Source organism: Alkaliphilus hydrothermalis, from assembly GCF_016908555.1.
GTDB classification, from domain to species: Bacteria; Bacillota; Clostridia; order Peptostreptococcales; family Natronincolaceae; genus Alkaliphilus; species Alkaliphilus hydrothermalis.
In genome coordinates this window covers 318435-343446 of the sequence record NZ_JAFBEE010000001.1, presented here as the reverse complement: position 1 = coordinate 343446, position 25012 = coordinate 318435, and the positions used below count along the sequence as shown (strand labels likewise).

General features: G+C 37.3%; 25 protein-coding genes. 16 read left to right on the top strand and 9 right to left on the bottom strand.

What is annotated here, in order from left to right; translation table 11 throughout:
• Positions 1-123 precede the first annotated feature (123 nt).
• From xerA to JOC73_RS01700, 16 genes are all read left to right on the top strand, one after another.
• Positions 124-960, top strand: a complete 837-nt coding sequence (xerA, locus tag JOC73_RS01775; RefSeq protein ID WP_204400114.1) for a site-specific tyrosine recombinase/integron integrase — start codon at positions 124-126, stop codon at positions 958-960.
• Between the two features lie 750 nt (positions 961-1710).
• Positions 1711-2475: a hypothetical protein gene (locus tag JOC73_RS01770; RefSeq protein WP_204400113.1), complete on the top strand. Its 765-nt coding sequence runs from the start codon at positions 1711-1713 to the stop codon at positions 2473-2475.
• Positions 2476-2743: 268 nt separating this feature from the next.
• A complete protein-coding gene (locus JOC73_RS01765; RefSeq protein WP_204400112.1) occupies positions 2744-3265 on the top strand; it encodes a hypothetical protein in 522 nt (173 codons plus the stop codon).
• 213 nt (positions 3266-3478) lie between these two features.
• A complete protein-coding gene (locus tag JOC73_RS01760) occupies positions 3479-3640 on the top strand; it encodes a hypothetical protein (RefSeq protein WP_204400111.1) in 162 nt (53 codons plus the stop codon).
• A 182-nt stretch (positions 3641-3822) separates the two neighbouring features.
• Positions 3823-4440, top strand: a complete 618-nt coding sequence (locus JOC73_RS01755; protein ID WP_204400110.1) for a flavodoxin family protein — start codon at positions 3823-3825, stop codon at positions 4438-4440.
• Between the two features lie 205 nt (positions 4441-4645).
• The gene (mutS, locus tag JOC73_RS01750; RefSeq protein ID WP_204400109.1) at positions 4646-7369 is read left to right on the top strand and encodes a DNA mismatch repair protein MutS; all 2724 of its coding nucleotides are present in this window, start codon (positions 4646-4648) and stop codon (positions 7367-7369) included.
• 2 nt (positions 7370-7371) lie between these two features.
• Positions 7372-9555, top strand: coding sequence for a DNA mismatch repair endonuclease MutL (mutL, locus tag JOC73_RS01745; protein WP_204400108.1), 2184 nt, complete (start codon positions 7372-7374; stop codon positions 9553-9555).
• A 15-nt stretch (positions 9556-9570) separates the two neighbouring features.
• The gene (gene miaA, locus JOC73_RS01740; RefSeq protein ID WP_204400107.1) at positions 9571-10512 is read left to right on the top strand and encodes a tRNA (adenosine(37)-N6)-dimethylallyltransferase MiaA; all 942 of its coding nucleotides are present in this window, start codon (positions 9571-9573) and stop codon (positions 10510-10512) included.
• A gap of 47 nt (positions 10513-10559) precedes the next feature.
• The gene (gene hfq / locus JOC73_RS01735; RefSeq protein ID WP_204400106.1) at positions 10560-10799 is read left to right on the top strand and encodes an RNA chaperone Hfq; all 240 of its coding nucleotides are present in this window, start codon (positions 10560-10562) and stop codon (positions 10797-10799) included.
• Positions 10800-10964: 165 nt separating this feature from the next.
• Positions 10965-11942 (top strand): AAA family ATPase, encoded by a 978-nt coding sequence (locus JOC73_RS01730; RefSeq protein ID WP_204400105.1) that lies wholly within the window; start codon positions 10965-10967, stop codon positions 11940-11942.
• A gap of 17 nt (positions 11943-11959) precedes the next feature.
• The gene (locus tag JOC73_RS01725) at positions 11960-12565 is read left to right on the top strand and encodes a GTPase (protein WP_204400104.1); all 606 of its coding nucleotides are present in this window, start codon (positions 11960-11962) and stop codon (positions 12563-12565) included.
• Entirely contained in the window at positions 12546-13112 is a 567-nt protein-coding gene (locus JOC73_RS01720; RefSeq protein ID WP_204400103.1) for a hypothetical protein, read from the top strand. Before JOC73_RS01725 ends, JOC73_RS01720 begins: the two co-directional genes overlap by 20 nt.
• A gap of 14 nt (positions 13113-13126) precedes the next feature.
• A complete protein-coding gene (locus tag JOC73_RS01715) occupies positions 13127-13327 on the top strand; it encodes a hypothetical protein (RefSeq protein ID WP_204400102.1) in 201 nt (66 codons plus the stop codon).
• 118 nt (positions 13328-13445) lie between these two features.
• Positions 13446-14723: a methionine gamma-lyase family protein gene (locus tag JOC73_RS01710; protein WP_204400101.1), complete on the top strand. Its 1278-nt coding sequence runs from the start codon at positions 13446-13448 to the stop codon at positions 14721-14723.
• A 22-nt stretch (positions 14724-14745) separates the two neighbouring features.
• On the top strand, positions 14746-15240 hold the full coding sequence (locus tag JOC73_RS01705) for a hypothetical protein (RefSeq protein WP_204400100.1): 495 nt from the start codon (positions 14746-14748) through the stop codon (positions 15238-15240).
• A 69-nt stretch (positions 15241-15309) separates the two neighbouring features.
• A complete protein-coding gene (locus JOC73_RS01700; protein ID WP_204400099.1) occupies positions 15310-15852 on the top strand; it encodes a hypothetical protein in 543 nt (180 codons plus the stop codon).
• 151 nt (positions 15853-16003) lie between these two features.
• On the opposite strand, the gene JOC73_RS01695 is transcribed toward JOC73_RS01700, so the two are convergent.
• The 9 genes from JOC73_RS01695 to lexA all read right to left on the bottom strand — a co-directional run bounded on the left by JOC73_RS01695 (position 16004) and on the right by lexA (position 24971).
• Entirely contained in the window at positions 16004-18067 is a 2064-nt protein-coding gene (locus JOC73_RS01695) for a hypothetical protein (protein ID WP_204400098.1), read from the bottom strand.
• Positions 18039-18941 carry an ABC transporter ATP-binding protein gene (locus JOC73_RS01690; RefSeq protein WP_204400097.1) on the bottom strand — a complete coding sequence of 301 codons (903 nt, stop codon included), beginning with the start codon at positions 18939-18941 and terminating at the stop codon, positions 18039-18041. Before JOC73_RS01690 ends, JOC73_RS01695 begins: the two co-directional genes overlap by 29 nt.
• Positions 18938-19324, bottom strand: coding sequence for a GntR family transcriptional regulator (locus JOC73_RS01685; RefSeq protein ID WP_204400096.1), 387 nt, complete (start codon positions 19322-19324; stop codon positions 18938-18940). The genes JOC73_RS01690 and JOC73_RS01685 overlap by 4 nt, the downstream gene beginning before the upstream one ends.
• 350 nt (positions 19325-19674) lie before the next feature.
• Positions 19675-20472: an ABC transporter permease subunit gene (locus JOC73_RS01680; RefSeq protein WP_204400095.1), complete on the bottom strand. Its 798-nt coding sequence runs from the start codon at positions 20470-20472 to the stop codon at positions 19675-19677.
• A gap of 77 nt (positions 20473-20549) precedes the next feature.
• The gene (locus JOC73_RS01675) at positions 20550-21353 is read right to left on the bottom strand and encodes an ABC transporter permease subunit (protein WP_204400094.1); all 804 of its coding nucleotides are present in this window, start codon (positions 21351-21353) and stop codon (positions 20550-20552) included.
• 42 nt (positions 21354-21395) lie between these two features.
• Positions 21396-22193, bottom strand: coding sequence for an ABC transporter permease subunit (locus tag JOC73_RS01670; RefSeq protein ID WP_204400093.1), 798 nt, complete (start codon positions 22191-22193; stop codon positions 21396-21398).
• A 5-nt stretch (positions 22194-22198) separates the two neighbouring features.
• Positions 22199-23083: an ABC transporter ATP-binding protein gene (locus JOC73_RS01665; protein ID WP_204400092.1), complete on the bottom strand. Its 885-nt coding sequence runs from the start codon at positions 23081-23083 to the stop codon at positions 22199-22201.
• Positions 23084-23196: 113 nt separating this feature from the next.
• On the bottom strand, positions 23197-23820 hold the full coding sequence (locus JOC73_RS01660; RefSeq protein ID WP_204400091.1) for a TetR/AcrR family transcriptional regulator: 624 nt from the start codon (positions 23818-23820) through the stop codon (positions 23197-23199).
• 518 nt (positions 23821-24338) lie between these two features.
• Positions 24339-24971: a transcriptional repressor LexA gene (gene lexA, locus JOC73_RS01655; RefSeq protein ID WP_204400090.1), complete on the bottom strand. Its 633-nt coding sequence runs from the start codon at positions 24969-24971 to the stop codon at positions 24339-24341.
• Positions 24972-25012: the final 41 nt, after the last annotated feature.

Sequence of the window (25012 nt, the reverse complement as noted above, 5' to 3'; positions counted from 1 at the left end):
TACATTTAGAACACGTTGGTAAGCCGTATGCCTTAGTAGGGCACGTGCGGTTTGATAAGGGGGTAGCTATGAGAATAGCTACCCTACTTTATTATGCCCAAAATTAAAGGAGGAAGATACATAATGAATAATCAATCAATATATCTACAAGTAGAAAGAGTATTGAAACTTAAGGGATACAGCAGTAATACTATTGAAGCCTATGTATCCCATATTAAGCAGTTTATCAGTTATTTTGGAAAGGAGGTGAGGTTAATAACCAATGAAGATGTCAATGAATATCTACTATATATGTTAGAGGAAAGGCAATGTTCTTCATCTTATGTGAATACAGCAGTTAGTTCTATTAAGTTCCTATTTAACCAAGTATTAAGGAGATTTGATATGGCGGTGGGCATTCCCCGCCCCAAGAAGGAAAAGAAACTACCAGAGGTATTGAATGAAGAAGAAGTTACGAAGATACTCAATGTAGTAGAGAATCATAAGCATAAGGCTATATTATGTCTAGTCTACTCCGCAGGATTAAGGGTAAGTGAAGTAGTTAGATTAAAGGCAGAAGATATTGATTCAGTCAGGATGTTAATTCATGTGAAAGGAGCTAAAGGGAAGAAGGATAGATATACATTGTTATCAGAGAAGGCACTAATCGTGCTAAGAAACTACTACCGTAGGTATACTCCGAAGGAGTGGTTATTTGAAGGAGAATTTAAAAGTAACCACCTAACTGAAAGAAGTGTCCAAAGGGTATTTAAGACAGCCTGTATTAAGGCAGGAATTAAAAAGGATGTATCTATCCATAGCCTAAGGCATTCCTTTGCAACCCATCTACTAGAAGGGGGCATAGACATAAGGTATATCCAGTCCCTCTTAGGGCATAGTAGCTCAAAAACAACAGAGATTTACACCCATGTAAGCAACAAGTATTTAAGTAATATTCAAAGTCCATTAGATAAATTGTAAAGGTGGTGGGAGTAATTATAATTAATGCTAAGATATGGTATAACAGATCATAAATAAGGTATAATGATAGTAGATAAAATAGCCTGTCCTATGAATTTGCACACACTTCAAAAAAATGTAATACAAATGTAATATTGTATATAGCTATTCCAGTACCTTCGTTAATTAATATGAAGAAAAAGGAGGCTAACTACGGTCTTACGTATATATTATAGTTCGAAGGGGGGGTAACTAGATAATCACATGTATTAAAAGGATTTGTTCCATGCCCACCCCCTTCTATATACATCTATATATAGGGGAAAGAGGTGGTAATGCAGATGAATGTTATCTACTCCCTATGTCCTTCGGACTGTGTAAAGGCTTATCTACTCCTATAGTATATATTCAATAGAAACATATTTGTCTATTAATGAGGTTAGGGATTAACTCCCCCCGCCTCCACGTACTGGAATAAAATCCAGTAGCCTTATATCTTGTAGATTCAAAAATACAAGAGTCTGCAGTGGAACACTGTAGTTTAGCTAAATTCAATATGTTTAGTAGGGAAGGTATACGGGAGTTAACTAGGAGTTGATGAACTAGGCTATTTTATCTAAATCAATCACATAACACTATATTCCAAGACATTTCCTCACAAAACAGTTCGGAGAACGTCTGGAATACTAATAGTTGTGTTACATTGGTCGCTTTCTATGCGCGTTCTGCGCGTATTTTTTCGATTATAGAACTAATTTAGGGGGAGTTATAGTGAAGGATATTAAGTATGTAATTGGTATTTTACTATTAATGGTATTGATATTGCCCGTAATAATTAACATAACACTCTTTCTACCGTTTCCCAGTACACCTTCGGATTTAGGCAATTCTGAATGGTTAAGTTTTTGGGGGAGCTATATAGGTGGTGCGATTGGCGGTATTGGTACGTTGCTAGCTGTGTACTTCACAATAAGATATTATGAAGTACAAAACGAAAGAAATATAAATCTAATAAGAAATTCAGATATAGTAGCAAAAATCAGTATAATTCTTGAAAAAATAGCTGATAGAGAAACTATTCCTAATAGTTGCTATAGTTATACAAAGGCATTTACAGAAATAAAAGAAATGATAGAGCAGTACAATCAGCTACAAGGCTACTTGATTTCATATTTTACAAATAGAGCAATTGGGATATTCATATCATTACTTTATGTTATAGATGAGAACAGTGAAGAAATGCAGAACAATTTACTAAATTACTTCAAAATTCCAGATGATGTAAAGGAATATGCATTTATTGTAGGTAGGTTAGCTTTATATGAAAACTGTGCTGAGTTAATAAGAGGAAATGCCCAAATAGGTCATATAATTGAAAAGGAAGTAGGAGGGTCTTATGGTATGTGGCATTACTTTTTGCACGAAATAATAGAAGATGAATATATAGAAAAATCACTTAAGGACTTCTTTGCATTAGTTCCAAAATTAGCTTATCAATTAGAAGAAATGAAAAGCAATATGAATACAATTCTCTAGAGTACTACAAAACAATATTTAGTTTTCTGGGACCGACATCCTTGTCGGTCTATGGCTTCGTGGGGCGACCAACGACACATAGCAATGCATCTACATTGACAGGGACAAGCCCACACCCCTTCGCTAACCGAGACGGTTTGATGGAAGCTAAGATAAGAGCTATCTAACCTTCCACCAAACCTGTAAGCTCAGGGGCGTCGTAGATGCTGCACGTTATGAGAAATTTTGCCTTGATATATTTTTGTTAACAATATAAATATTAAGTGAGGTGTATAATGGAAAAATAAATATATTTTTTAAAATCATTGATAAATTTGACTTAAAAGAAAAATGGAACAATATATCGCTTCTAAGAAGAGGATTAATAGTGAGCTTTATATTAATGATATTTACTTTTGCACATTTTTTAGTTGATGGACAAATTGAGATTTTAGTGTTTTTACCCGTAAATTTTAAAATTAAAGTTGTATCGTTACTGATAGTTACTTTAAGTTTTATAGCGATTGTTATTTTATTGAACTTTAACCATGAATATGGCTATAATATTAAGGTTAGAGAATTAAGAGAATTCGAAAGTGATGATAATCAAACAAAAGTGTTTAAATGCATTATTGAGAACACATCTTCAAAAGATATATATTTGAATGGAATGGTTTCAAATTATAGATATTATGAAGGGGCATGTTATTCATTAGGAGAGTATCGAAAAATTAGTTATGATGAAGAATATGTAATGGAATTAGAAATAGATACTTCTAATCTTGAATTATGTATGTATTTGGTAAAATAAAAATCAAGCAGAACGGAAGTTAAAAAACCACGCAAAAAATGGAAAAAATCCATTGCAAGCACCCCGTAAATATAATATCCTTTTTAGTGACCAAACTGAAAAGGAGAATAAGGAGATGCTAACAATGGATCAAATACATCGTATCAGAAATTTGAGGAAATTTGAAGGGAAAAGTTTGAGAAAAATAGCTGGGAGTATAAGCCTTTTGAGCATATGATTACATTTCAAGAGGAAAATGGCAGTAATGTTGAAGAAATGTATTTACTTGAATTTGTTTATGACTGTTGGAGGTTGACAGGTAAGTGTATTGCTGTTTATAAGATACTTCAAGATATCAAGCGCCATCGTGAGCTGATGATTAATAACATAGGCTAGCAGCGTATGATCAACATGGACAGTGCAAAGAGATGTACATGTCATCCATTCGCGAAAAGTTAGTGCACCAAGCAAAACTTAGCATTACTTGTAAGGTGAAAGTCCTTGGTGCAGTCCCTCTACTGCCGACAGTAAAGCTAAAGCGATAATCCAATTTACTAAAACACAGATGGAGGAATTCAATGAATAAAATCTTATTTATTTCAACATCAATGAATAAAGAGTCAAAATCAAAAAAATTCATAAGAACATTTCTCTCAAAATTGCCAGATAACAAAAACACATATTTACTTGATCTATCAGAAGCAGAGAAACTAAATATATTTTGTAGTGGGTACAATAATTGCAAGGATACTGGTATCTGCATAAATCCAGAAAATAAAAAAAATATTGATCTAGTCGTTCAATCTGATGTAATTATACTAGGTATTCCAATCTATTATGGTGGTCTGTCTGGAATAGGAAAGTTATTTATCGAAACTTTTTATTGCTTAGAGCGAGGCGAACTAAATGGGAAGAAAGTCATCGTAATACTATCCTTAGAAAAGAGAAATCAAGAAGGAATTGCAGTTCAAGAATTATTACCATGGATTTATAAGCATGGCATGAAATTGATTGATATAATAAATATAAATGCAGAAACAGAACTAGATATAGAGATTGAAAAATTTAAAAATACCCTAGAAAAGATAAATGACTGGAAATTAAGTGAGAGTCATATTGAATTTGGTAAATTAAATTATCTAGATAGAATCGTTGAGATACCAATAAGCTACAACATAGAAATAGAGATTAAGTAAATGTGGCGTATAACACTCAAATTCAGTATTCCTGCTGATGTCATGAGTCCTATAATGCCTAGTGCATTTTTAACCCAACTCCCCCACAGGGAGTTTTTCTTTTTTCCTTTTATCCAACTAAAACCTCCCTCCAACCTACTCAACCTCCTCTATATTTGCTATAATAATCTTATGCCGATAGACACAGTAAAAGGAGGTGGGGATTTTGAAAAAACTAACCCCCATGATGCAGCAATATATGGACATCAAAAATAAATATCAGGATACCCTGTTATTATTCCGCCTAGGGGATTTTTATGAGTTATTCTTTGAAGATGCCCTAACGGCGGCTAGAGAGCTAGAGATCACCCTTACAGCAAGAGACTGCGGACTAGAGGAGCGGGCCCCTATGTGTGGTGTACCCCATCATTCTGTAGATAGCTATATAGATAGATTAATTGCAAAAGGCTACAAAGTTGCCATATGTGACCAAGTGGAGGATGCCTCCCAAGCAGTGGGAATCGTCAAAAGGGACGTGGTGAGGATCATCACTCCAGGGACCATCATGGATACCTCCCTATTGGACGAAAAGAGAAACAACTACCTCATGTCCCTATATGGTGAGGGAGAAGGCTGGGGACTAGCCTATGTAGATATCTCCACAGGAGAGTTATTTACAACAGAAATAAAAGGGACGAGCCTATCCCTAAGATTAAAGTTATTGGACGAGATCGGAAAAGTACAACCAAAGGAAATCATCTACTATATTGACCCAGAAAAAGTAGAAGACATTGCAGGCCTTGCCCTAGACAAGAAATTCAACCTAGTCATCCACCCCCAACCCCATTGGTGCTACGGGATAGACTATGCCACAGGACAGTTAAAGAATCAATTCAATGTCATGGCATTGGATGGGCTAGGCTTCCACGGAGATCATTTAGGGGTAAATGCTACTGGTGGGCTAATCGATTACTTAAGCACCACCCAAAAGCGTTTCTTAAGCCACATCAACAAGATCAACGTCTACCATGTCAGTGAGACAATGGTGATGGACTTGACTACTAGGAACAATCTAGAGCTGACGGAGACCATCCGTAGCAGAAGTAAAAAAGGTTCCCTCCTATGGGTACTAGACAAGACCCAAACAGCTATGGGGGGGAGGATGCTAAGAAAATGGGTGGAAGAACCTCTATTAAACTCTGTTAAGATCAACCAACGATTGGATGCAGTACAGGCCCTATTGGAGGATTTGTTATTACGACAGGACTTAAAGGATTACTTAAAAAGTATCTACGACCTAGAAAGATTGGCAGCAAGAATCTCCTACGGTTCGGCTAACCCTAGGGATTTAGTGGCATTATGCAACTCCATCCAACACCTACCTGCCATCAAAGAGCTATTGGGAGATAAAAAGGGACTGATTCAAGCCCTATACGATAGAATCGACTGCCTAGAGGACATAGGAGAACTGATTCAAAGAGCAATTGTAGAAGAACCGCCTGTCACCCTTAAAGAAGGGGGCATCATAAAGGAAGGTTTTCATCCAGAGGTGGATGAGCTTCTATGGGCCTCTATGGAGGGTAAGCAATGGATTGCCACCCTTGAGGGGGAAGAGAAGGAAAAGACCGGTATCAAGAATCTTAAAGTAGGCTTTAACAAGGTCTTTGGCTACTACCTAGAGGTGACGAAATCCAACCTAAAGCTAGTACCAGAAAGCTACCAAAGAAAGCAAACCCTTGCCAACTGTGAACGTTACATCACACCAGAGCTAAAGGAAATGGAGTCCAAGATACTAGGGGCAGAGGAAAAGGTAGTTGCCCTAGAGCATCAGTTATTCCTAGAGGTGAGGGATCAAATCGCAAAAGATGTCCAAAGGATTCAAAAGACGGCTTCTGCCATAGCAGAGCTGGACACCATCTATTCCTTAGCAGAGGTGGCGGCGGAGAATCAATATATCAAGCCCACCGTCAACCAAGAAGGAAAAATCAATATCAAGGATGGTCGTCATCCTGTGGTTGAAAAAATGTTGGATAACGAAATGTTCATCACTAATGACACCAGGCTGGATCACAAAAATCATCAAATTTCCATCATCACTGGACCCAACATGGCGGGTAAATCCACCTATATGCGACAGGTGGCAGTGATTGTGCTAATGGCTCAAATCGGTTCATTTATCCCTGCATCAGAAGCCACCATAGGGATCGTAGATCGTATCTTTACTAGGGTTGGTGCCAGTGATGACCTATCCCAAGGACAAAGTACCTTCATGGTGGAAATGAGTGAGATGGCTAATATCCTAAACTCTGCCACAGCCAACAGTTTATTAATCCTAGACGAGATTGGTAGAGGAACAAGTACCTTTGATGGACTAAGTATCGCATGGTCCGTGGTGGAATACATCAGCCACAATGTCAAGTCCCAGACCCTATTCTCCACCCATTATCATGAATTAACGGAGCTGGAGGGTAAAATCGACGGGGTGAAGAACTATCGAATATCCGTAAAGGAAGAGGGGGAAAACATCATCTTCCTAAGAAAGGTAGTCGAGGGAAGTGCCGACAAGAGTTACGGTATACAAGTAGCTCGATTGGCAGGACTACCTCTGGATGTCATAGAAAGGGCAAAGGATATCCTGCGCCAGTTGGAAGAAAATGACATTGCAAAGGTGGAGATTGAGGCCAACGCCTTAGTGAAGGAGGAAATCGCCCCTGCAGTGGAAGTACCTATACAAGTGGAAGAACCCCCTACGATAAAGGAGGCGACCATAATAAAGGAAGCCCCACCAGCAGTTGCCCCTCAGCAGATGGATTTTGCAGGGATGCTACAGGATGCCCTATTACAGGAGTTGAAGGAGATTAATTTATTAAACACAACACCTATCGAAGCCCTCAACCTTTTGGCAAAGCTTCAAAAGAAGGCGACGGAGCTTCCACAGGGAGGTAAGTAAAAATGATTCGAGTCTTAGACGAATTGACCATAAATAAAATAGCGGCAGGTGAAGTGGTGGAGGGCCCCTTTTCAGTTGTAAAGGAATTGGTGGAGAACTCCATTGATGCAAAGTCCACCTCCATTGTTCTTGAAATCAAGGAGGGTGGAAAGAAGCTGATTCGGATTACCGACAACGGAATCGGGATTCCCGAATCTCAGGTGGAGACGGCCTTCCTTAGACATGCCACATCAAAGATTACCCAGCTGGAGGATTTGGAGAGTATCCTTTCCCTAGGATTTAGGGGGGAGGCTCTTGCAAGTATTGCCTCCGTAGCACAGGTAGAGATGATTACCCGGCCAGCTGACCAGCCCCATGGCATCAATATAGAAGTGGCAGGTGGAAAGATCCTCCACAAAAAGCAGGTGGGTTGCCCCACTGGTACGACGATTATGGTTAAGAATATCTTCTTTAATACCCCTGCCCGTATGAAATTCATGAAAAGTACTGGGGGGGAAACCACCAAGATTAGTGAAATCATCACCCGTCTAGCTCTAAGTAAGCCCGATGTATCCTTTAAATATATTAACAATAACAATATTATGTTTACCACCCCTGGGAATGGTGATTTGTCTCAAGTGATTTTATCGGTATTTGACCGTACCACCTTTAAAAATCTCATTCCTATCAGGGGAGAAATGGAAGCAGTGAAGATTGATGGTTTCATTAGTCAACCCAGCTATGCAAGGGGAAATCGTAGTTATGAGATTACCTTTATCAATGGCCGTTTTGTGAAGAATAAACTAATTTTCCAAGCCATTGAAAATGCCTATAAGGAACGATTACCCATTAATAAATATCCCGTATGCATGTTGAGTTTGGAAATTGATCCCAAGACCATTGATGTCAATGTGCATCCTACTAAGACAGAGGTGAAATTCCACAATGAGGATGCGGTCTATCAAGAGATTTATAGGGGTGTAAAGACGGCTTTAGATAAAAGGATGTTGATACCAAAGCTTGAGATTAAGACACTACCTAAAGCAACAGCACCATCTACATACAATATTACAGAACCGTCCAAATCTCTAGAACAATTCAAACCACAGTTGTTTCATGGCTCTAAGGGTTCTGTTAAAACAAAGGACTCTGATAAATCTCCTGAGATATCAAAGGCTACGGATGTTTTAAATGCCACTTGGAGAGCTAAGGGTCAACCTAAGACATCCATATCGAATAACCTAGAAGAGAATCCTAAAGATAGGGATGGATTGAAAAAAACCTTCAACGAGACTCAAAACAACCGTAAAAATTATTCATCTATGAATGATCGAAAGGATTCAATATTGGATTCCTCTAATTCTAGTAGGGAAAATAACGCATCTGAAACACCAATTGATATATCAATGTTAAAGGAATATTCTCACCCTACTGAGGATAAAACCACCTCCATTGCAGATACTAATACCTATCAAGCTGGAGATTCAAATGTTCAAAATCAAGGTCAGGCTCTCCTATCAGAAAAGTCGAATCCCTCTATACTGGAGCAATTGGTAATGGAGGAAGAGCAATCTATTATGCCAACAGAGGTAGCAGAAGACGAAGAGATACAGGAAAGCTTCTTAGCTAGTCTTTTAAATCATCAAAAGATCATTGGTCAGCTTTTCAATACTTACATCATATTGGAGAAGGATTCCTCCATGTATTTAATCGACCAGCACGCTGCCCATGAACGATTGGTATATAATCGATTGATGAAGGAGTACCTTGAGGAAAAAATCGTTTCCCAACAACTGCTACAGCCTGAGGTGATTCAGCTATCGGCGGAGGATTTTGACGTATTTTACCAACACATAGAAGATTTCAATCGGCTTGGATTTGATATCGAGGATTTTGGACAAAATAGCATTATAATAAGAGGTGTTCCAATGGTATTGGGGATTCCTAGAGATTTTAATTTTTTAATAGAGACCATTGATGATATCAAAAATGGCTATGATCGGAAAATTCCTTTTCAAGAGAAGGTTATTCAAAAGTCTTGTAAAGAGGCCATAAGAGGGAAGGATCAACTGGATCAAAGGGAGATAGATGAGCTATTGAGGGAGCTAAGAAAACTCGAACCGCCCCTTACTTGCCCCCATGGTCGCCCCATTGTCTTATCATTAACACAATACGAGATCGAAAAATATTTTAAACGTATTCAATAGGAGGGAGAGGAACCCTTGAAAAAGAATCTATTATTTGTCGTAGGGCCAACAGCAGTAGGAAAAACCGATACAGCAATCCATTTAGCAAAGACGATGGATGGAGAGGTAATTAATGCAGATTCTATGCAAATTTATCGCCATATGGATATTGGTACTGCAAAGCCTACAGTAGAAGAAAGAGAGGGAATTCCCCATTATTTAATGGATTTTGTAGATCCAGATGAGGAGTTTTCTGTAGCAGAGTTTCAAAAGAAAGCAAGGGAAGCCATAGATGATATCATCAGCAGAGGGAAACTCCCCATCATTGCCGGTGGAACTGGTCTATATATCAATTCCCTATTATATGAGATGGATTTCACCAGCACCATTTCCAACTGGGAGCTTAGGAAAGAACTAGAAGAGGAAGCATATCTCCATGGAAATGAGTATCTCCATCACAAGCTGAAGCAAATGGACCCAAAGGCAGCGGAAAGGATTCATCCTAACAACGTCAAAAGGGTTATCCGCGCCATTGAGGTAAACCAAGAGGGTGGCGAGCCAATGGGGGATTTTAGTACTGATGTGAAACTGAATCCTGAATATAACTCCTTTATGTTGGGCTTAACTAGGGATCGAGAAGAGCTATACAACAGGGTGAATCTACGGGTAGATATCATGGTAAAGGCAGGTTTGATTGAAGAAGTTCAAAAATTGTTGGATATGGGATACCCGGAAGATTTAGTGGCTTTTAAGGGGCTTGGCTACAAGGAGATCATCGGCTACTTAAAGGGAAGATATGATTTAGATACAGCCCTAGATATTTTGAAGCGGGATACAAGACGTTACGCCAAAAGGCAGTTGACGTGGTTCAGACGGTATGATATGTTAAAATGGTTTAACTTATCGGAGTATTCTTCTAAAGATAAATTATTTCAACAGATTGTTGAAGAGGTTGAAGGATTTTTTAAATTTGTCTAGAATTAGTTGTTATGACATAAGATGAAAAATATGAAGGAGGCTAAAGGATGAAAAATAATATCAATTTACAGGATGTTTTCTTGAACCAAGTTAGGAGGGAAAACATTCAGATCACCATATACTTAGTTAATGGATTCCAATTAAAAGGATATGTTAAGGGATTTGACAACTATACAATTGTTTTAGATTCTGAAGGTAAACAGCAAATGATTTACAAGCACGCAGTATCTACTATTTCCCCATCCAATCCAGTGAATTTAGTACAGGCTGCAAAGACTCAAGTATAATTTGTAAGCTTAATCAATTAGTTAAAATATATAGAATAAGGTAAATGTAATAAAATAGGATTCACCCCATGATTTAAAACCGCTTTAATATTAAGGCGGTTTTATCATTTTTTTGGGCTATTGATGAATATGATAGAATAGCAACGATTTTGAGGTGATCCAGAAATGACGAAAAAAATTGATAGTATCAATAACAACAATTACTGCAAGAATGAAGACGTTAAAGGGAAGTACAATTCCTTTGAGAAGGGGAATATCTCTACTAATGAATTCTTTGATTACTTGATTCTTCAATCTAAGGATTTACAAGGGGAGAGTAAAGATACTAAATCCAACGAGGAGTCCATAGAGGAGATTCTAATTTCCCTTGAGGCTCTGATCGGTCTGGAAAAGGTCAAGTCCTTAGTGGAGGAAATATTGGCATATACAGATATCCAAAGAAAAAGAAAGGCTGAGGGGTTAAACGCTGATAGTCTAGTCCTTCATATGATCTTTAAGGGAAACCCAGGGACAGGAAAGACAACAGTGGCTCGTTTGATGGGGAGAGTCTTTAGGGCCAAGGGAGTCCTGTCCAGTGGACATATGATAGAGGTGGAGCGGGCGGATTTAGTGGGGGAATATATTGGCCACACAGCCCTGAGGGTACGGGAGCAGGTAAAGCACGCCCTTGGGGGAATTCTCTTCATAGATGAGGCCTATTCCCTAGCCCGTGGTGGAGAAAAGGATTTCGGTAAGGAGGCAATAGATGCACTGGTAAAGGCTATGGAGGACCACAAGAACAATCTTGTACTGATACTGGCTGGATATCAAGAGGAGATGGAGAATTTTTTAAAAATTAACCCTGGTCTGAGATCCAGATTCCCGATCCACATGGAATTTGAGGATTATTCTATTGAGGAACTTGTGGAAATTGCTGACTCGATGGTATCGGAACGGGAATACACACTGTCCCTTTCTGCAAGGGCAAAACTCTATCAAATCCTCTCTCAAAAACGAATTCGAGAAGGGGTACATTCAGGCAATGCCCGTCTAGTACGGAATCTTATAGAAGGGGCCATTCGTCGCCATGCTGTTAGATTAAAGGATAAAAGCAAATGTACTAGGGATGACCTCATGACATTGATGAGGGAGGATTTCAAATAGGAAAGGATGGCGATAGAATGGAAAGTTGCATACTGATGGGAAAACCCAATGTTGGAAAGACTTCGTTTTTCCTAAGCTTTGCCTCCTATCTAGGGGTGTCTAAATGTCAGCTTTTATTTCGAGGAGTTGATGGAGGGATTCAAAGGCAAGCCTATGGAATGGACATAGCAAGGAAATATTTTATCAGCAGTTCCCCTTTTAAGACAAAGGATGTCTGTGAGATTCATTTGACAATCCCTGTGTATAAGGGAACTCAAGAGCTGAAGCTCTTGGACACGGGTGGACTGATGGATGGAATCCATAAGGACCCCCATGTCCGTAAATCTATGGCCATGTCCCTACAGAGTATGGAGCAGGCAAAAATACTACTGCATGTGATGGATACCTCCAATGTTTCCAGCAATCAAATAAATTCTATTAGCCATATTGATGACCAGTTAAATCAGTATGGAAGAAAAAGGGGAGGATATTGTATTTTAGCCAACAAAATGGATCTAGAGGAAAGTAAGGAGGGACTAAACCAGCTACAAAGGCGTTATCCTGATACATACATTATACCTGTCTCGGCGGTGACTCAGGCAGGATTTAAAGAGGTGAAGATGTTTGTGGGTAGAAATATTTAAGCGATATTTTGCAGTTCTATTAATGGGGGTAGTCATCAAACTATTGGATGATGAAGTGGATCAGGATGAAGCTCTGAGGGGGCTACCAGAATCCCAACTACTAAGGGATTTACAACGCTTCAAGCTACCTTATAGTCTTTTTTTCCTTGCCCTAGCCATGGTGCTAGACACGAATTATAGCTTCGGTCTGTTTTCCTCAGCATACATTCTTGGGATGTTTCATATTCCTCAACAGAGGTTGCCGTTGAAATTAAAGTCCTATCAGGAGACGTTGGTGGTTGTGGCGTTGAATTTAATACTAATTCCCTTTGGTGTCTTCTTTCAAAGTTTTTTTATCGTTACCATTCTACAATTGATAGATGACATCCTAGATGAGGAATATGATAGCACTTATGGATACTTTAACTTTGTAAAACGTTATGGGAGAATGGAGGTAACGTTAGTGATTGCAATACTTACAGTGGCCTCTTTTATGATTTCGTGGGTGAACACATTGGTCATTTTACCAACAGGTATTTTTATAAATTACTTGTATTCGTGGTGGTAGGAGGTTTATAAACTATGTTTAAATTTTATGGATACATTATTATAATATGTCTTTTTAATATGTTATTGGGCTATAGTGTTGGTAGACGAATTGGTAATAAAGAGGGATTTGAGAAGGGGATGTCGGAGGTTCCTTTATCCTTAAAGCTGGAATACTACCAGACCAGCCAATGCCCCGTTTGTAGCAAGGAACATGGAAAAGGGAAAACTAATTAAAAATCAGCTTCTATTAGGTAATCCAATAAATTACTTGTAATGGTGATTGTAGAAGGGGTATAATGCTATATGGATACATAATTATATTTAACTGAATTACAAAGGAGGAAAAGGTGAAATGCCTTATAATCACAACATACTGACGGAGCTATTTGGAATTTCTCCAGAGCTGGTGGAGAAAATGGAGTTGATTGAAAAGGATTTAGGAGAAGTTTTTGAAGAATATGAAGAGATTAAAAGCTACAACCAATACAAGGTACTAAAGGCTATGCAGGAGTGTCGTCTTAGTGACCAGCATTTCCAATGGACCACAGGATATGGCTATAACGATCTAGGTCGAGAAAAGTTAGAGGAAGTCTATGCAAAGGTATTTAAGGCTGAGGATTCCATTGTTCGTCCGATTATCGTGAACGGAACCCATGCCCTTACCCTATCCTTATCTGGTGTCCTCAATCCAGGGGATGAGATGGTTTCTGTAACAGGTAAGCCCTATGATACTTTAGACGAATTAATCGGAATAAGAGGAGACTATAAAGGTAGCTTAAAACATCATGGAATCAACTATCAACAGGTGGATTTCACAGAGTCTGGGGAAGTTAACTTTGATGCAATTGAGTCCACTGTTTCGGAAAAGACTACTTTAGTTTATATACAACGTTCTACAGGCTATGGATTTAGAAATGCTGTGGATATAGCCACCATTGAAAAAATCGTCTATATCGTAAAGGGAATCAATCCTAATGTTATTGTTATGGTGGACAATTGCTACGGGGAATTCTTAGAAAAGCAAGAGCCTACGGAAGTTGGTGCTGATTTATTGGCAGGATCTTTAATCAAGAACCCTGGTGGAGGACTTGCTTTATCTGGAGGATATATCGTTGGAAAGGGAGACTTGATAGAAGCGATTTCCTACCGAATGACTTCTCCAGGGATCGGTAAAGAATGTGGGCTTACATTTGGTCAATCCCGTACAATGTTCCAAGGATTATTCCTTGCTCCCCACGTAGTATGTGAAGCCATGAAGGGGGCAGTCTTCTGTGGTAGATTGTTTGAAGCCGCTGGGTATGATGTAAAGCCAACTGCTACCGAGAAGCGTAGTGATATTATCCAGTCGGTTGTCCTAGGGGATGAAGCAAAGGTATTGGCATTTTGTAAAGGCGTACAGGAGGCTGCACCTGTGGATTCCTATGTTACTCCATTACCTTGGGATATGCCGGGTTACGATCATCCTGTGGTGATGGCAGCGGGGGCCTTTGTTCAAGGATCTTCCATCGAGTTGAGTGCAGATGCACCCATTAGACCTCCATATATTGCCTATTTCCAAGGGGGACTTACCTACGAACACTCCAAGCTAGGGGCTTTGAAGGCAATGCAGAATATTATTGACTTGAGATAAAACAGAAAACAGGAGTGATGACATGAGTATTTTTTCTTTTATTGCATCGGAGTACGAACTACCAGAAGTAGAAAATAAAAAGGTAAAAATCATTACAGTCAAGGAAGCCATGAGACTAAGAATGCCAGCCAATAAAATGATGCCTTGGGAGAAGATGGACCCAGAGGACAAGCTTTTAATCGTTGACAATGAAGAGGACTTGGAGGAACTGGAGATTAAGCATATGCCTATGGCTCAGCAGGAGGAGAATGTAACTTGGTATACCAATAAGTCCTTTGTATACACAGTGGATTTTAAATATACAGAGGAGAGAGGTAAGCAACTACTGGAGTACCTTCAAGCAAATGTAAAGGAAGGTTATGAACTGGAATTATGGCATGTTTGGTTTGATCAAAAGAAAGAGATTCAACCACAGCAATATCATAGTGATGATCTAAGTCTGGATGTAATCCGAACAATGTTTGACACTAAAGATATGGAACACTCTAGCCATGGTTTTGTTAAAATGTGCAAATAGGATAGTTGAAAATTTAGTATTATAGCTTTATAATTGTTTTGTTGAATAAGGTTAAAGGGGAAAATACATATGCATATCACTGTTTCTATTATAGTAGGGGTTATATTTATATTAACTGGAATCCTTCTTTCAAAAAGGAGAATCTATATAATACGTCGGGAGTATATTGCCATCTTTATTATGTTATTTTCAACGCTTCCAATAATATTAAATAATCGATTTTCCTTTGTTTGGATTGTATTCTTACCCATGACATTATTAGCCCTAACGATTCATAAGGGACGATTTACCTTTGTAAATGCCACCACTCCAATGACGATGGATGCTGTAACTGCAATTTTAGACGATAAGAACATAACCCATCTCATTGAACATGAACAAGTGGTGTTAGGAGGACATAAAAGATTGATCATTTCTTTTCAACAGTCCATGAATACTGTAGAGATGGACCTACGGGAAATCAGCGACCTGCCTATATATAAAGAATTATTAGATGAACTTAAGCATACTCTCAATGGAAAAAGAAGTACGTTATTTCCATTAGCAGGGTTTTTTATGATTGGGTTGGGGATGTTGTTGATCACTATGATGGTAGTAGTTTCTAGATCGTAAGAAGAGAAATACTACTTCATAATATGAGTAGATAATAGAAGGTAAGTAGCCTACCTAAATATGAAATACTAAAATTCTTTAAATAAAAAGAATGGAAATCTCATTTAAGAGATCTTCCATTCTATTTTATTTGAATAACCTATAATTGAACTTACTTCTCAAAATGATCCAATACAAACTGAGGTATATATCCTTCAGCAAAAGAGCCCATAAAGATTTGCTTCTTTTTTGAATTGTAGAACCCTACAATATATTTTGGATAAGTGTTACTATAAGTATACCCATAGTTCTCTAAGCTGATTTCAATATCTTCTAGTTTGTTACTTTCAAACCTTTCAATGACATTTCCATATTTAGGAGCATTTGTTGTTCTTGGATCCCGTCGTTCTACAACATCCATTTCTTCGCGGGATTCAATTTTCTCAACAACAATATAACTAATCTCTTCCGGCATAACCCTAGCTTGCTCTAGATAACCTTTTGTCTCAAGCCATGCTTCAAACTGAGTAAAGTTTTTACTCCATGATGTATAGATATCATAATAATCTCTTTTATACTCATCGTAACCATAGAAGTCATCTGGATGTATAGGTTCATCCAGCATTATATTGATATTAGCCCAAGGTACTCTAGGATCAGTTAAAGTTTCATAGCTAGCGTCAACATATTCTTGCTTTAAAATTTCAACTGCTTCATGGATTTCATCAGGATTTATAATTTCCAAGCTTCTTCCAAAAGGTGCGTTATTGGGGTTAATTACCAGTTTTTTAGTTTTAGTATTGTCAATTTTTAATACGTCATATTTAATATTTTTATCCTCCAATGATTCGTGGATCGGTTTAAGATAATCATGATACTTTTTATAATCTATCATATAGCTTCTTGACATCCTTAGTCCGTTCTTTAAATGATAGACAAAATAAACCTTTCTCTTATTCTCTAAATCAGTATGATTGTAAACGTTTTGATACTTATCATGATCTCCATCAGCCAGGATTTCTTGATGAAGTTGCTGGACAGCTTCAATATTTTCTGGTGTAACATATAGACTATCTTTATGATTACCCTTTGATGATGTATAGCGATATGAACCATAGTCAAAGTATACGCCTTGAATATCATCTACTTTAGGTACTCTTGTTTCATAGCCTCCAATATCAAAGAATAATCCTATAATGATTAAAGTCATAACAACCAGATATCCAAGATAGCATTTAAAAGCTTTTTTAGTGAAAATACGTACAGATTTTTGAAGAATTCCTTCAGCAATCCAGAAACCAATTAAGGAAGCCAAACCATATCCAAGTATCAACCAGGAAATACTAGTACCTCTGCTACTATAGAAATATACACCCCCAAGCAACATAAAGGAGAAGGTGACTCCATATTTAAACAACTGGTAGAGGGGAGTGAACACAATTACCTGTTGATTTTTCTCTAGCTTACGTTTATTGTATAGGTATCTACCCAAGAAGAATAGTATCGTACAAAAGACTCCATAAGCAAATGCCTCAGACCAAGGTAAAGGTCTACTATTAAGGCTAGCAATCCTTACAAGTGGTGAAATACTGGCATAATAATCATTCTGAAAGAATTCTGAACTAAACCCACTTAAAAACACTTCTAAACTAGTAGAAATAAGATAAATAAAACCAGCAGGTAAGAATAATACGATATAAGTTAAAATTACCTGTGCAATGGAGATTCCCGTCACAACCCCTGCAAATACAGTACTTAAAAATAAAGTCATATTCATCAGTAATGTGGTACCCGTCCAGCGAAGGATGGTGGTGGTGGAAATAAACTCCCCCAAGTTAAAGATTCCCGTTAAAATCCAACTGATTAGGGCCACTGCAATAACAGGAAGCACTAAAAACATAGTCCCCATAAATACATGATTGTTATATAAATTACTTCTTTTAATAGGTAAACTATGAATCATATCTGATGACTGTCTACCTTGTAAATAGTAGAATAGAAACGCTGCAAAAAGTACAGGTATAACAAAAATAATTACATCAGAGATAGGATTTGATCCGAATCTAAATATATAACCACCTGTGAAGTTTGGCTTTGTCTCTGTAGGTAAATTCATTAATATATTTAATGGATATGCAAACAGTAGGGCAATGAAGTATAAGGCTCCCATCCAATAGAATCGACGGAAGATGTTCTTTAAAATAGCTTTATTCAAAAACGATGTTTTCGATGGCATAACCGATATCCCCCATTTCGTAAATAAATATTTCTTCTAATGTCAAGGGTAGTACATCCACTATAATAGGTTGAAACTCTTTAAACTGCTCCATTACCTTTGCTTTATTTCCCTTTACAATATATAGTTGAACACTACCCCTAGATTCCTGATAGAGGAGATTCATCTTCTCTAAACGATCTTTAGAAGGTTGCTCCTTAAAGACTACTTGTATTTTGTGAATGTCCTGTTTCAGTTCATCCAAATCCTTTTCCAGTACCAAAGTACCTTCATGTAAAATCCCCACATGGTCGCAAAGGTCTTCTAGTTCCCTTAGATTATGGGAGGAGATGATGATGGTAACTTCCCTATCAGCAACCTCTTGAATTAGCAGGTTTTTTACCTTTTGTCTCATAACGGAATCTAGTCCATCCAGAGGTTCATCAAGAATCAAAACATCAGGCATCATAGAGAGGGAGAGCCAAATGGCTACTTGTCTTTGCATCCCTTTGGATAATTTATGAATCTTTTTATTAAAATCTAAATTAAAAACTTTTTGGAGCTGCCGAAATCTATTTTCATTCCATCTGATATAGATTCCTCTATAAAATTTCGCCATGTCTTCAATCGTATAGGAAGAGAAGAAGTAGAGGGCATCGGATATATATACAACCCTTTGCTTGAGCTCTTCGTTTTCAAATACTCGTTTTCCATCAATAGTGACCTTTCCACCATCCTCTTGATAGATTCCAGCTAAAGTTTTCAGTAGAGTGGTCTTACCAGCACCATTAGAACCCAATAGTCCATAAATAGAACCTTTATTTACATTTAGGGTTAAGCCTTTAATAGCTTCCAAATTTTCAAATTCTTTGGTAAGATTAGTAACCTCAATCATTTTTCATTACCTCCTCCAACTAGATCATCCACATTGGAGATCAACTGTAAAATTTCATCCTTTTTCATTCCTAAGTACATTACCTCTGATAAAAGCTTTGCTAATTCTTCCTTCAATTTCTCTATTTTATCTCGATGAATAGTTGCTCCTATAGGTGCCACAAAATTCCCCTTTCCCTTTACAGTGTAGATATATCCCTGACGTTCCAACTCTCGATATGCCTTCTGTATCGTATTGGGATTGATGGTAAGCTGCTGGGCCAACATCCTAACAGAAGGTAGCTGTTCATCTGTTTTTAGTACCTCACTGATAATTAGTTCCTTAATTTTTTCGATTAACTGCTCATAAATAGGGAGACGACTCCTTAAATCTAACTCGAACATTAATTCCCTCCTCTCTGTATTAACATAACTAACTGTATTATTACTATTAATACAGTTATAGTATATATGACTAAAATCAAAAAGTAAATAAAAAAAATTTAAATATCCGATTACATAAAAGAATTACATGCCACAATGAAGATAATCATGGTATTAGGCTTACAAAGGGGAGGGAGAGGGCTAGAAAAGGGCAAGAAGAGTTAGAAGAGGAGAATATCAAGTGAAGAATAGCAAGACATAAAACAGGAAGAGAAGTGATTGCTTAAGTCGATAGAAGAAAGAGGGACAAGTAAAGATGAAAAAAGGGTAAATTGCTAAGATTATGCAATATACCCATTCTAGGTTGTTATCTATACATTTATATCCCTTTGCTGATAAAAACAATAGGTGAAAACAGATAATACCGTTGCAATTCCTATTGATATCAATACATAGAACAAATCGAGTCCGCCCCCATACATGATATTCTTTGCTTCAAAGTATTTGAAGGGAGTTAAGTATTTTAGTGGTTCGATTTTACCATTCATATCAATGACGATGGACAACAGGAAGGAGAACATTAAAATACCAGTTGAAAGCCCAATAGACTTTGTGGGTTTTCTGTTGATGGCAGCTATAGCTGTCCCTATAGTCATAAACAAAAGTTGAAGTAAAAATAATCCCATCATCAAAGTGATGATATCACCGGTCATTTTTTCACCTTTGCCATAATAGCCTGTGATGTAAATGGAGGAGACTAAAGTAACAGTATTAATAATCATTAAATTGACTAAGGTAGCTAAAAGCTTTGATGTAATAATTGATTTTCTTGAAACAGGCTTCACTAAAAGAAACTCTGATGTTTTATCTCTTTCTTCCTTAGCAATAATATTGCACCCTGTCATGACGGCATGAATTGCGCCAATCAGTGATACATAGAGAAAAAGTATACCATAATACCCACTTGCCTTGGATAAATCTAAAGTACCGACCCCCATAATTGCTTTGATTGACCGTGGCATACTTTCCACCAATTCATTCATGGTCTTGCCTGAAGAGGATACTGCAGAATATTCCCCCATACCTGAGGTGATCAGTAGCACAATGCCAACAGACCAGATTATAAGAGACTTCCGATGGGCCTTCATTTCTCTTAAAAATATATTCACGAATCAAACCTCCTTAGATCAATAGATCAACATTACCTCAACTCTTTTAATGTCTAGTAAAGTAAGAAGAGGGGAAACTATACATTCATATCCCTTTGCTGATAGAAGTAGTAGGTAGCAATTGATAGTACAGTGATTATACCAACCGATAGTATTACAAACACAGGCTCTAAGCCGCCACCATACATTAGATTTTTAGCTTCAAAATATTTAAACGGTGTAAAGTATTTTAATGGCTCAATTTTACTATTCATATCAATAGCTATGGATAATAGAAATGAGATCATCAAAATCCCCGTAGATAGACCGATTGCTTTAGTAGGCTTTTTACTAATGGCCGCAATAGCTGTTCCAATAGACATAAAGATCAACTGTAGTAGGAATAAGCCCATCATTAGAATAACGATATCCTCCGTCATTTTTTCTCCTTTACCGTACTGATTGACAAAGATGAAGGAAGATGCCAAGGTAACAAGATTAAATATAATAATATTTGCCAAAGTAGCCATTAGCTTTGATGAGATAATGGTTTTTCTTGATATAGGTTTGACCAATAGAAATTCAGAAGTTTTATCCCGTTCTTCTTTAGATATGATGTTAGCCCCCATCATACAAGCATGTATGGCACCCATTAGGACGAGATAGAGGAAAAGCACCCCATAAAAGCCACTTACCTTTGATAAGTCCAGCGTACCGACGCCGAAAATTGCCTTCATTGCCCTTGGCATACTGTTCATTAAATCATTCATTGTCTGTTCTGATCCGGCCATTGACATACCCACATATTTTCCCATACCACCGGCAATCATAAAGACAATACCAATGGACCAGAAGATCAGGGATTTACGATGGGCCTTCATTTCCCTTAGAAATACATTCATTGTATAAACCTCCTTAAATCCAAACCACAGCGAGCAATGAAGCTACAGGGCTTGGATATCCTTTTTAGAGTAAATGTAGTATGTTGCTGAAATGGCCCCCAGGACAAATATTAATCCGATGATGATATAGGTACCTTCATAAGCAGCGTTTTGCATAATATAGCTGGTATCAAAGTATTTAAAAGGTGTCAAATATCTTAATTTATCATCTCCAGTGGTGGAGGCTAACATACCTGCTATAAAGAAACCAAATACTGTACCCAAAGAAAGGGGTAATACTGACTTTATTCTTTTTAGAAGTACAGATAGTACCATTCCTAAAGCTAAGAAAATCAGCTGTATAAAGAACAATGTAATAGAAATCATTAAAAATACCTTGCCACTAAAATCATCGGTTTTTATAATAGTGGCCACGATATAGGCGGATGTTAAATAAACAATATTTGTGATTACTAAAGAGGTCAAGGCAGCTAAAAGCTTTGATGTAATAACCTCTATACGGGTAACGGGTTTGGTCAAAAGAAAGTCTGCTGTTTTTTCCCGCACTTCCCTAGAAAGCAGGGATGTACCTAAATTCATTGCCTGAATAGCTCCACATAGAACTACATAAGTAAAGATGTATGAATAGTAGCCAAGAATACTACCCATGGTATCTACTTGAAGACCAATAGCATTTCTAACAACCTCCGGGAAACCCTCCAACAGTTTTTTAAATTCTTCTGCCTCTTTAGCGAAGGAGGGGAACATAGCAAACACTGTAATTAATATGCCTATCAATGAAGCTGTCCAGATGATGGTGGACTTCCTATAGGTTTTTAATTCCTGTAGAAACATGTTCATAGTTCTTATTCCTCCTTTTCATAGTAATGCATAAAGATTTCTTCTAAGTCTGGTTCAACAACCCAAAGGTTAGTGATTTCTATTTCTGCAATTTTCTTCATGATGGTGTTGATATCACCCTTAAATATAAAGCTAATGACATTGTCATTTTCCTCTAAATCATTAACGCCAACCATGTCAAAGTGCTTTTTATCAACCTTTGAAGCACACTGGATTTTGAATTTCTTATAGGTATTTTCCTGTAAAGTACTGATTTTTTCCACCTTGATGATTTGACCATCCTTAATAATGGCAACTCGATCACACAGTCTTTGGACTTCACTAAGGATATGGGAAGAAAAGAGGATCGTAGCTCCTTTTTTGTTTTCCTCCTCCAGTAAGTCAAAGAAGATTTGCTGCATCAGTGGATCAAGTCCACTGGTGGGTTCATCTAAAATGATGAGCTTTGGGGAGTGAAGAAGCCCTTGCACAATGCCAACCTTCTTTTTATTACCTAGGGATAGGTCGTCGATTTTTTTAGTTAAGTCAAGATTCAATCTTTTAGCTAGTTCTTGAATTCGTTGAGTGCAGTCTTTTTTATAAAAGCTTGCAGAGTAGTTTAAAAGATCCATTACCTTCATATTGTCATAGTAGAAGACCTCTGAAGGCAGGTAGCCGATTTCTTTTTTTATTTCTGGAGAAAATTTGATACAATCCTTTCCAAAAATAGTAGCACTACCACTTGTAGGGTAGATTAGAGATAGTAGGGTTCTGATGGTGGTGGATTTACCTGCACCATTAGGACCTATAAATCCGAAAATTTCCCCCTCTTCAACATTGAAACTTACATCTTTAATACCTCTTGCTTTACCATAAAACTTAGTTAAATTTTTAATCTCGATTACATTCATTTTAGATCCCCCTTATTAATTTTTAGATGATAGATGCAAACAATTAATAATTATGATTGATAATTGATAATTGTTAATTAATACTTAATAATTTATGGGTATTACTTGATGAATTACCTGTATAAGGATTTTTTTAAAATTTCAACATAAACTGCTATTTCATCAAACATTTCTTGATAATTGTTGATCCTAGCAGGTAGGAGCTTCAACTTATCTAAATTACGGTTTTTTATTCCCTCAAAGGTCCAGAGGATGATATTGATGGCTTTATCTATTTCTACATCTTCTCTAAATTTTGAGATATCAACATTGGCAAAGAGCCTAGCAAAACTATTTTCAGTAATTTCATTATTCCGATCATCTAAATCCTGCTTGATATCAAGGTCTTCTTCAACAGTAGCCTTCATAAAGAAGTCGAATATTTCTGGGTATTGCTCCATGAGCTGAATTTTTAAAATAGAGATTTGCTTTAGCTTATTAAAAATATCAGTTTCTTCTGGGTCTAATTTTTCAAAGAACTCTTTTATCAATATCTCTGAAAAATGGACATACAAGAAGATGAATAGATCCTTCTTGTTATTGAAGTAGTGGAACAGAAGCCCCTTTGAGATGCCAGCCTCCTTTACAATTTCGTTGGTGGAGGCATTTCTGAATCCTTTCAAGGCAAATTCTTTAATTGATGCATTTAAAATACGTTCTTGTTTTTCTGGGGGAAGGGTAAGGAACTTATCTGTCATATCTGGATATCACTTCCTTCTATTCAATTTATGTTGTCATTGACCAAAGTAGTCAAAGTTTATATGGACTAATCATATCACCAATTGACTAGAATGGTCAATAAATAATTGGTAAATTCTCCGATAAATTTTAGTGAATTTTTAGAAAATCTATTAACGACGCAGAAGATAGGTGTTTTCATCAGCGTAGCCTGTTCAAAATGCATCAGATTCAAGGAACAAAATGAACTGGCGAACGCCGCGTATAAGTAATACGCAAGGGTGCTAGTTCTTTGCAGTGACGAAGGAGATGAAGTATTTTCAACAGTGCAGCCTGTTCAAAATGCATCAGATTCAAGGAGCAAAATGAACTGGCGAACGCCGCGTATAAGTAATACGCAAGGGTGCTAGTTCTTTGCAGTGACGAAGGAGATGAAGTATTTTCAACAGGCTAAAAAGGCGTCCCTTATAGGAACGCCTTAACTTATGTAATATGTTTTAGTAATTATTCCTTAAGATAATCTATACGATATCTATCATTACATTTTTCTAAAAACCCCAACAACCTTACCAAGAATAGCAACATCCTTAACAATAATGGGTTCCATTGCGCTATTTTCTGGTTGAAGTCTAAAATGATCTGCTTCCTTGTAGAAACGCTTTACTGTAGCTTCTTCACCGATGAGGGCTACAACGATGTCTCCATTACGAGCAATACTTTGTTTTCTAACGATTACATAGTCCTTGTCTAAGATTCCAGCTTCAATCATACTATCACCTTTGATGGTCAGCATAAATACATCGCTATTACCACGATCAAGAAAATCTAAAGGCATAGGGAAGATATCTTCAATATTTTCCACTGCAAGGATCGGTTGACCAGCTGTAACCTTACCAACGATGGGAATATTGATCATCTCCTTTTTCTGTTGAAAATCAATGATATTGTCAATACCATTAGAAAGGATTTCAATTGCTCTTGGCTTTGTGGCATCTCTGCGGATATAACCTTTATTCTCAAGCTTTGATAGGTGCCCATGGACAGTGGAGGTGGACCTTAATCCCACAGCTTCACATATTTCTCGAACAGAAGGTGGATATCCCTTATCATTAATTTGACTCTTCATATATTCTAATATTTCGATTTGTTTGGTATTTAAGTCCTCATGCATTTAAAGAACTCCTCTCTCAAGCGTTTAATTTACTACATTAT

Excerpts from the sequence above, each read along its gene's own strand:
- hfq (WP_204400106.1), top strand. The coding sequence starts at position 10,560 with ATGAAAAATAATATCAATTTACAGGATGTTTTCTTGAACCAAGTTAGG.
- JOC73_RS01700 (WP_204400099.1), top strand. The coding sequence starts at position 15,310 with ATGCATATCACTGTTTCTATTATAGTAGGGGTTATATTTATATTAACT.
- JOC73_RS01665 (WP_204400092.1), bottom strand. The coding sequence starts at position 23,083 with ATGAATGTAATCGAGATTAAAAATTTAACTAAGTTTTATGGTAAAGCA.
- JOC73_RS01695 (WP_204400098.1), bottom strand. The coding sequence starts at position 18,067 with ATGCCATCGAAAACATCGTTTTTGAATAAAGCTATTTTAAAGAACATC.
- JOC73_RS01675 (WP_204400094.1), bottom strand. The coding sequence starts at position 21,353 with ATGAATGTATTTCTAAGGGAAATGAAGGCCCATCGTAAATCCCTGATC.
- xerA (WP_204400114.1), top strand. The coding sequence starts at position 124 with ATGAATAATCAATCAATATATCTACAAGTAGAAAGAGTATTGAAACTT.
- JOC73_RS01690 (WP_204400097.1), bottom strand. The coding sequence starts at position 18,941 with ATGATTGAGGTTACTAATCTTACCAAAGAATTTGAAAATTTGGAAGCT.
- mutL (WP_204400108.1), top strand. The coding sequence starts at position 7,372 with ATGATTCGAGTCTTAGACGAATTGACCATAAATAAAATAGCGGCAGGT.
- JOC73_RS01760 (WP_204400111.1), top strand. The coding sequence starts at position 3,479 with ATGATTACATTTCAAGAGGAAAATGGCAGTAATGTTGAAGAAATGTAT.
- lexA (WP_204400090.1), bottom strand. The coding sequence starts at position 24,971 with ATGCATGAGGACTTAAATACCAAACAAATCGAAATATTAGAATATATG.
- JOC73_RS01755 (WP_204400110.1), top strand. The coding sequence starts at position 3,823 with ATGAATAAAATCTTATTTATTTCAACATCAATGAATAAAGAGTCAAAA.
- JOC73_RS01710 (WP_204400101.1), top strand. The coding sequence starts at position 13,446 with ATGCCTTATAATCACAACATACTGACGGAGCTATTTGGAATTTCTCCA.
- JOC73_RS01725 (WP_204400104.1), top strand. The coding sequence starts at position 11,960 with ATGGAAAGTTGCATACTGATGGGAAAACCCAATGTTGGAAAGACTTCG.
- JOC73_RS01730 (WP_204400105.1), top strand. The coding sequence starts at position 10,965 with ATGACGAAAAAAATTGATAGTATCAATAACAACAATTACTGCAAGAAT.
- JOC73_RS01660 (WP_204400091.1), bottom strand. The coding sequence starts at position 23,820 with ATGACAGATAAGTTCCTTACCCTTCCCCCAGAAAAACAAGAACGTATT.
- JOC73_RS01705 (WP_204400100.1), top strand. The coding sequence starts at position 14,746 with ATGAGTATTTTTTCTTTTATTGCATCGGAGTACGAACTACCAGAAGTA.
- JOC73_RS01670 (WP_204400093.1), bottom strand. The coding sequence starts at position 22,193 with ATGAACATGTTTCTACAGGAATTAAAAACCTATAGGAAGTCCACCATC.
- JOC73_RS01685 (WP_204400096.1), bottom strand. The coding sequence starts at position 19,324 with ATGTTCGAGTTAGATTTAAGGAGTCGTCTCCCTATTTATGAGCAGTTA.
- JOC73_RS01715 (WP_204400102.1), top strand. The coding sequence starts at position 13,127 with ATGTTTAAATTTTATGGATACATTATTATAATATGTCTTTTTAATATG.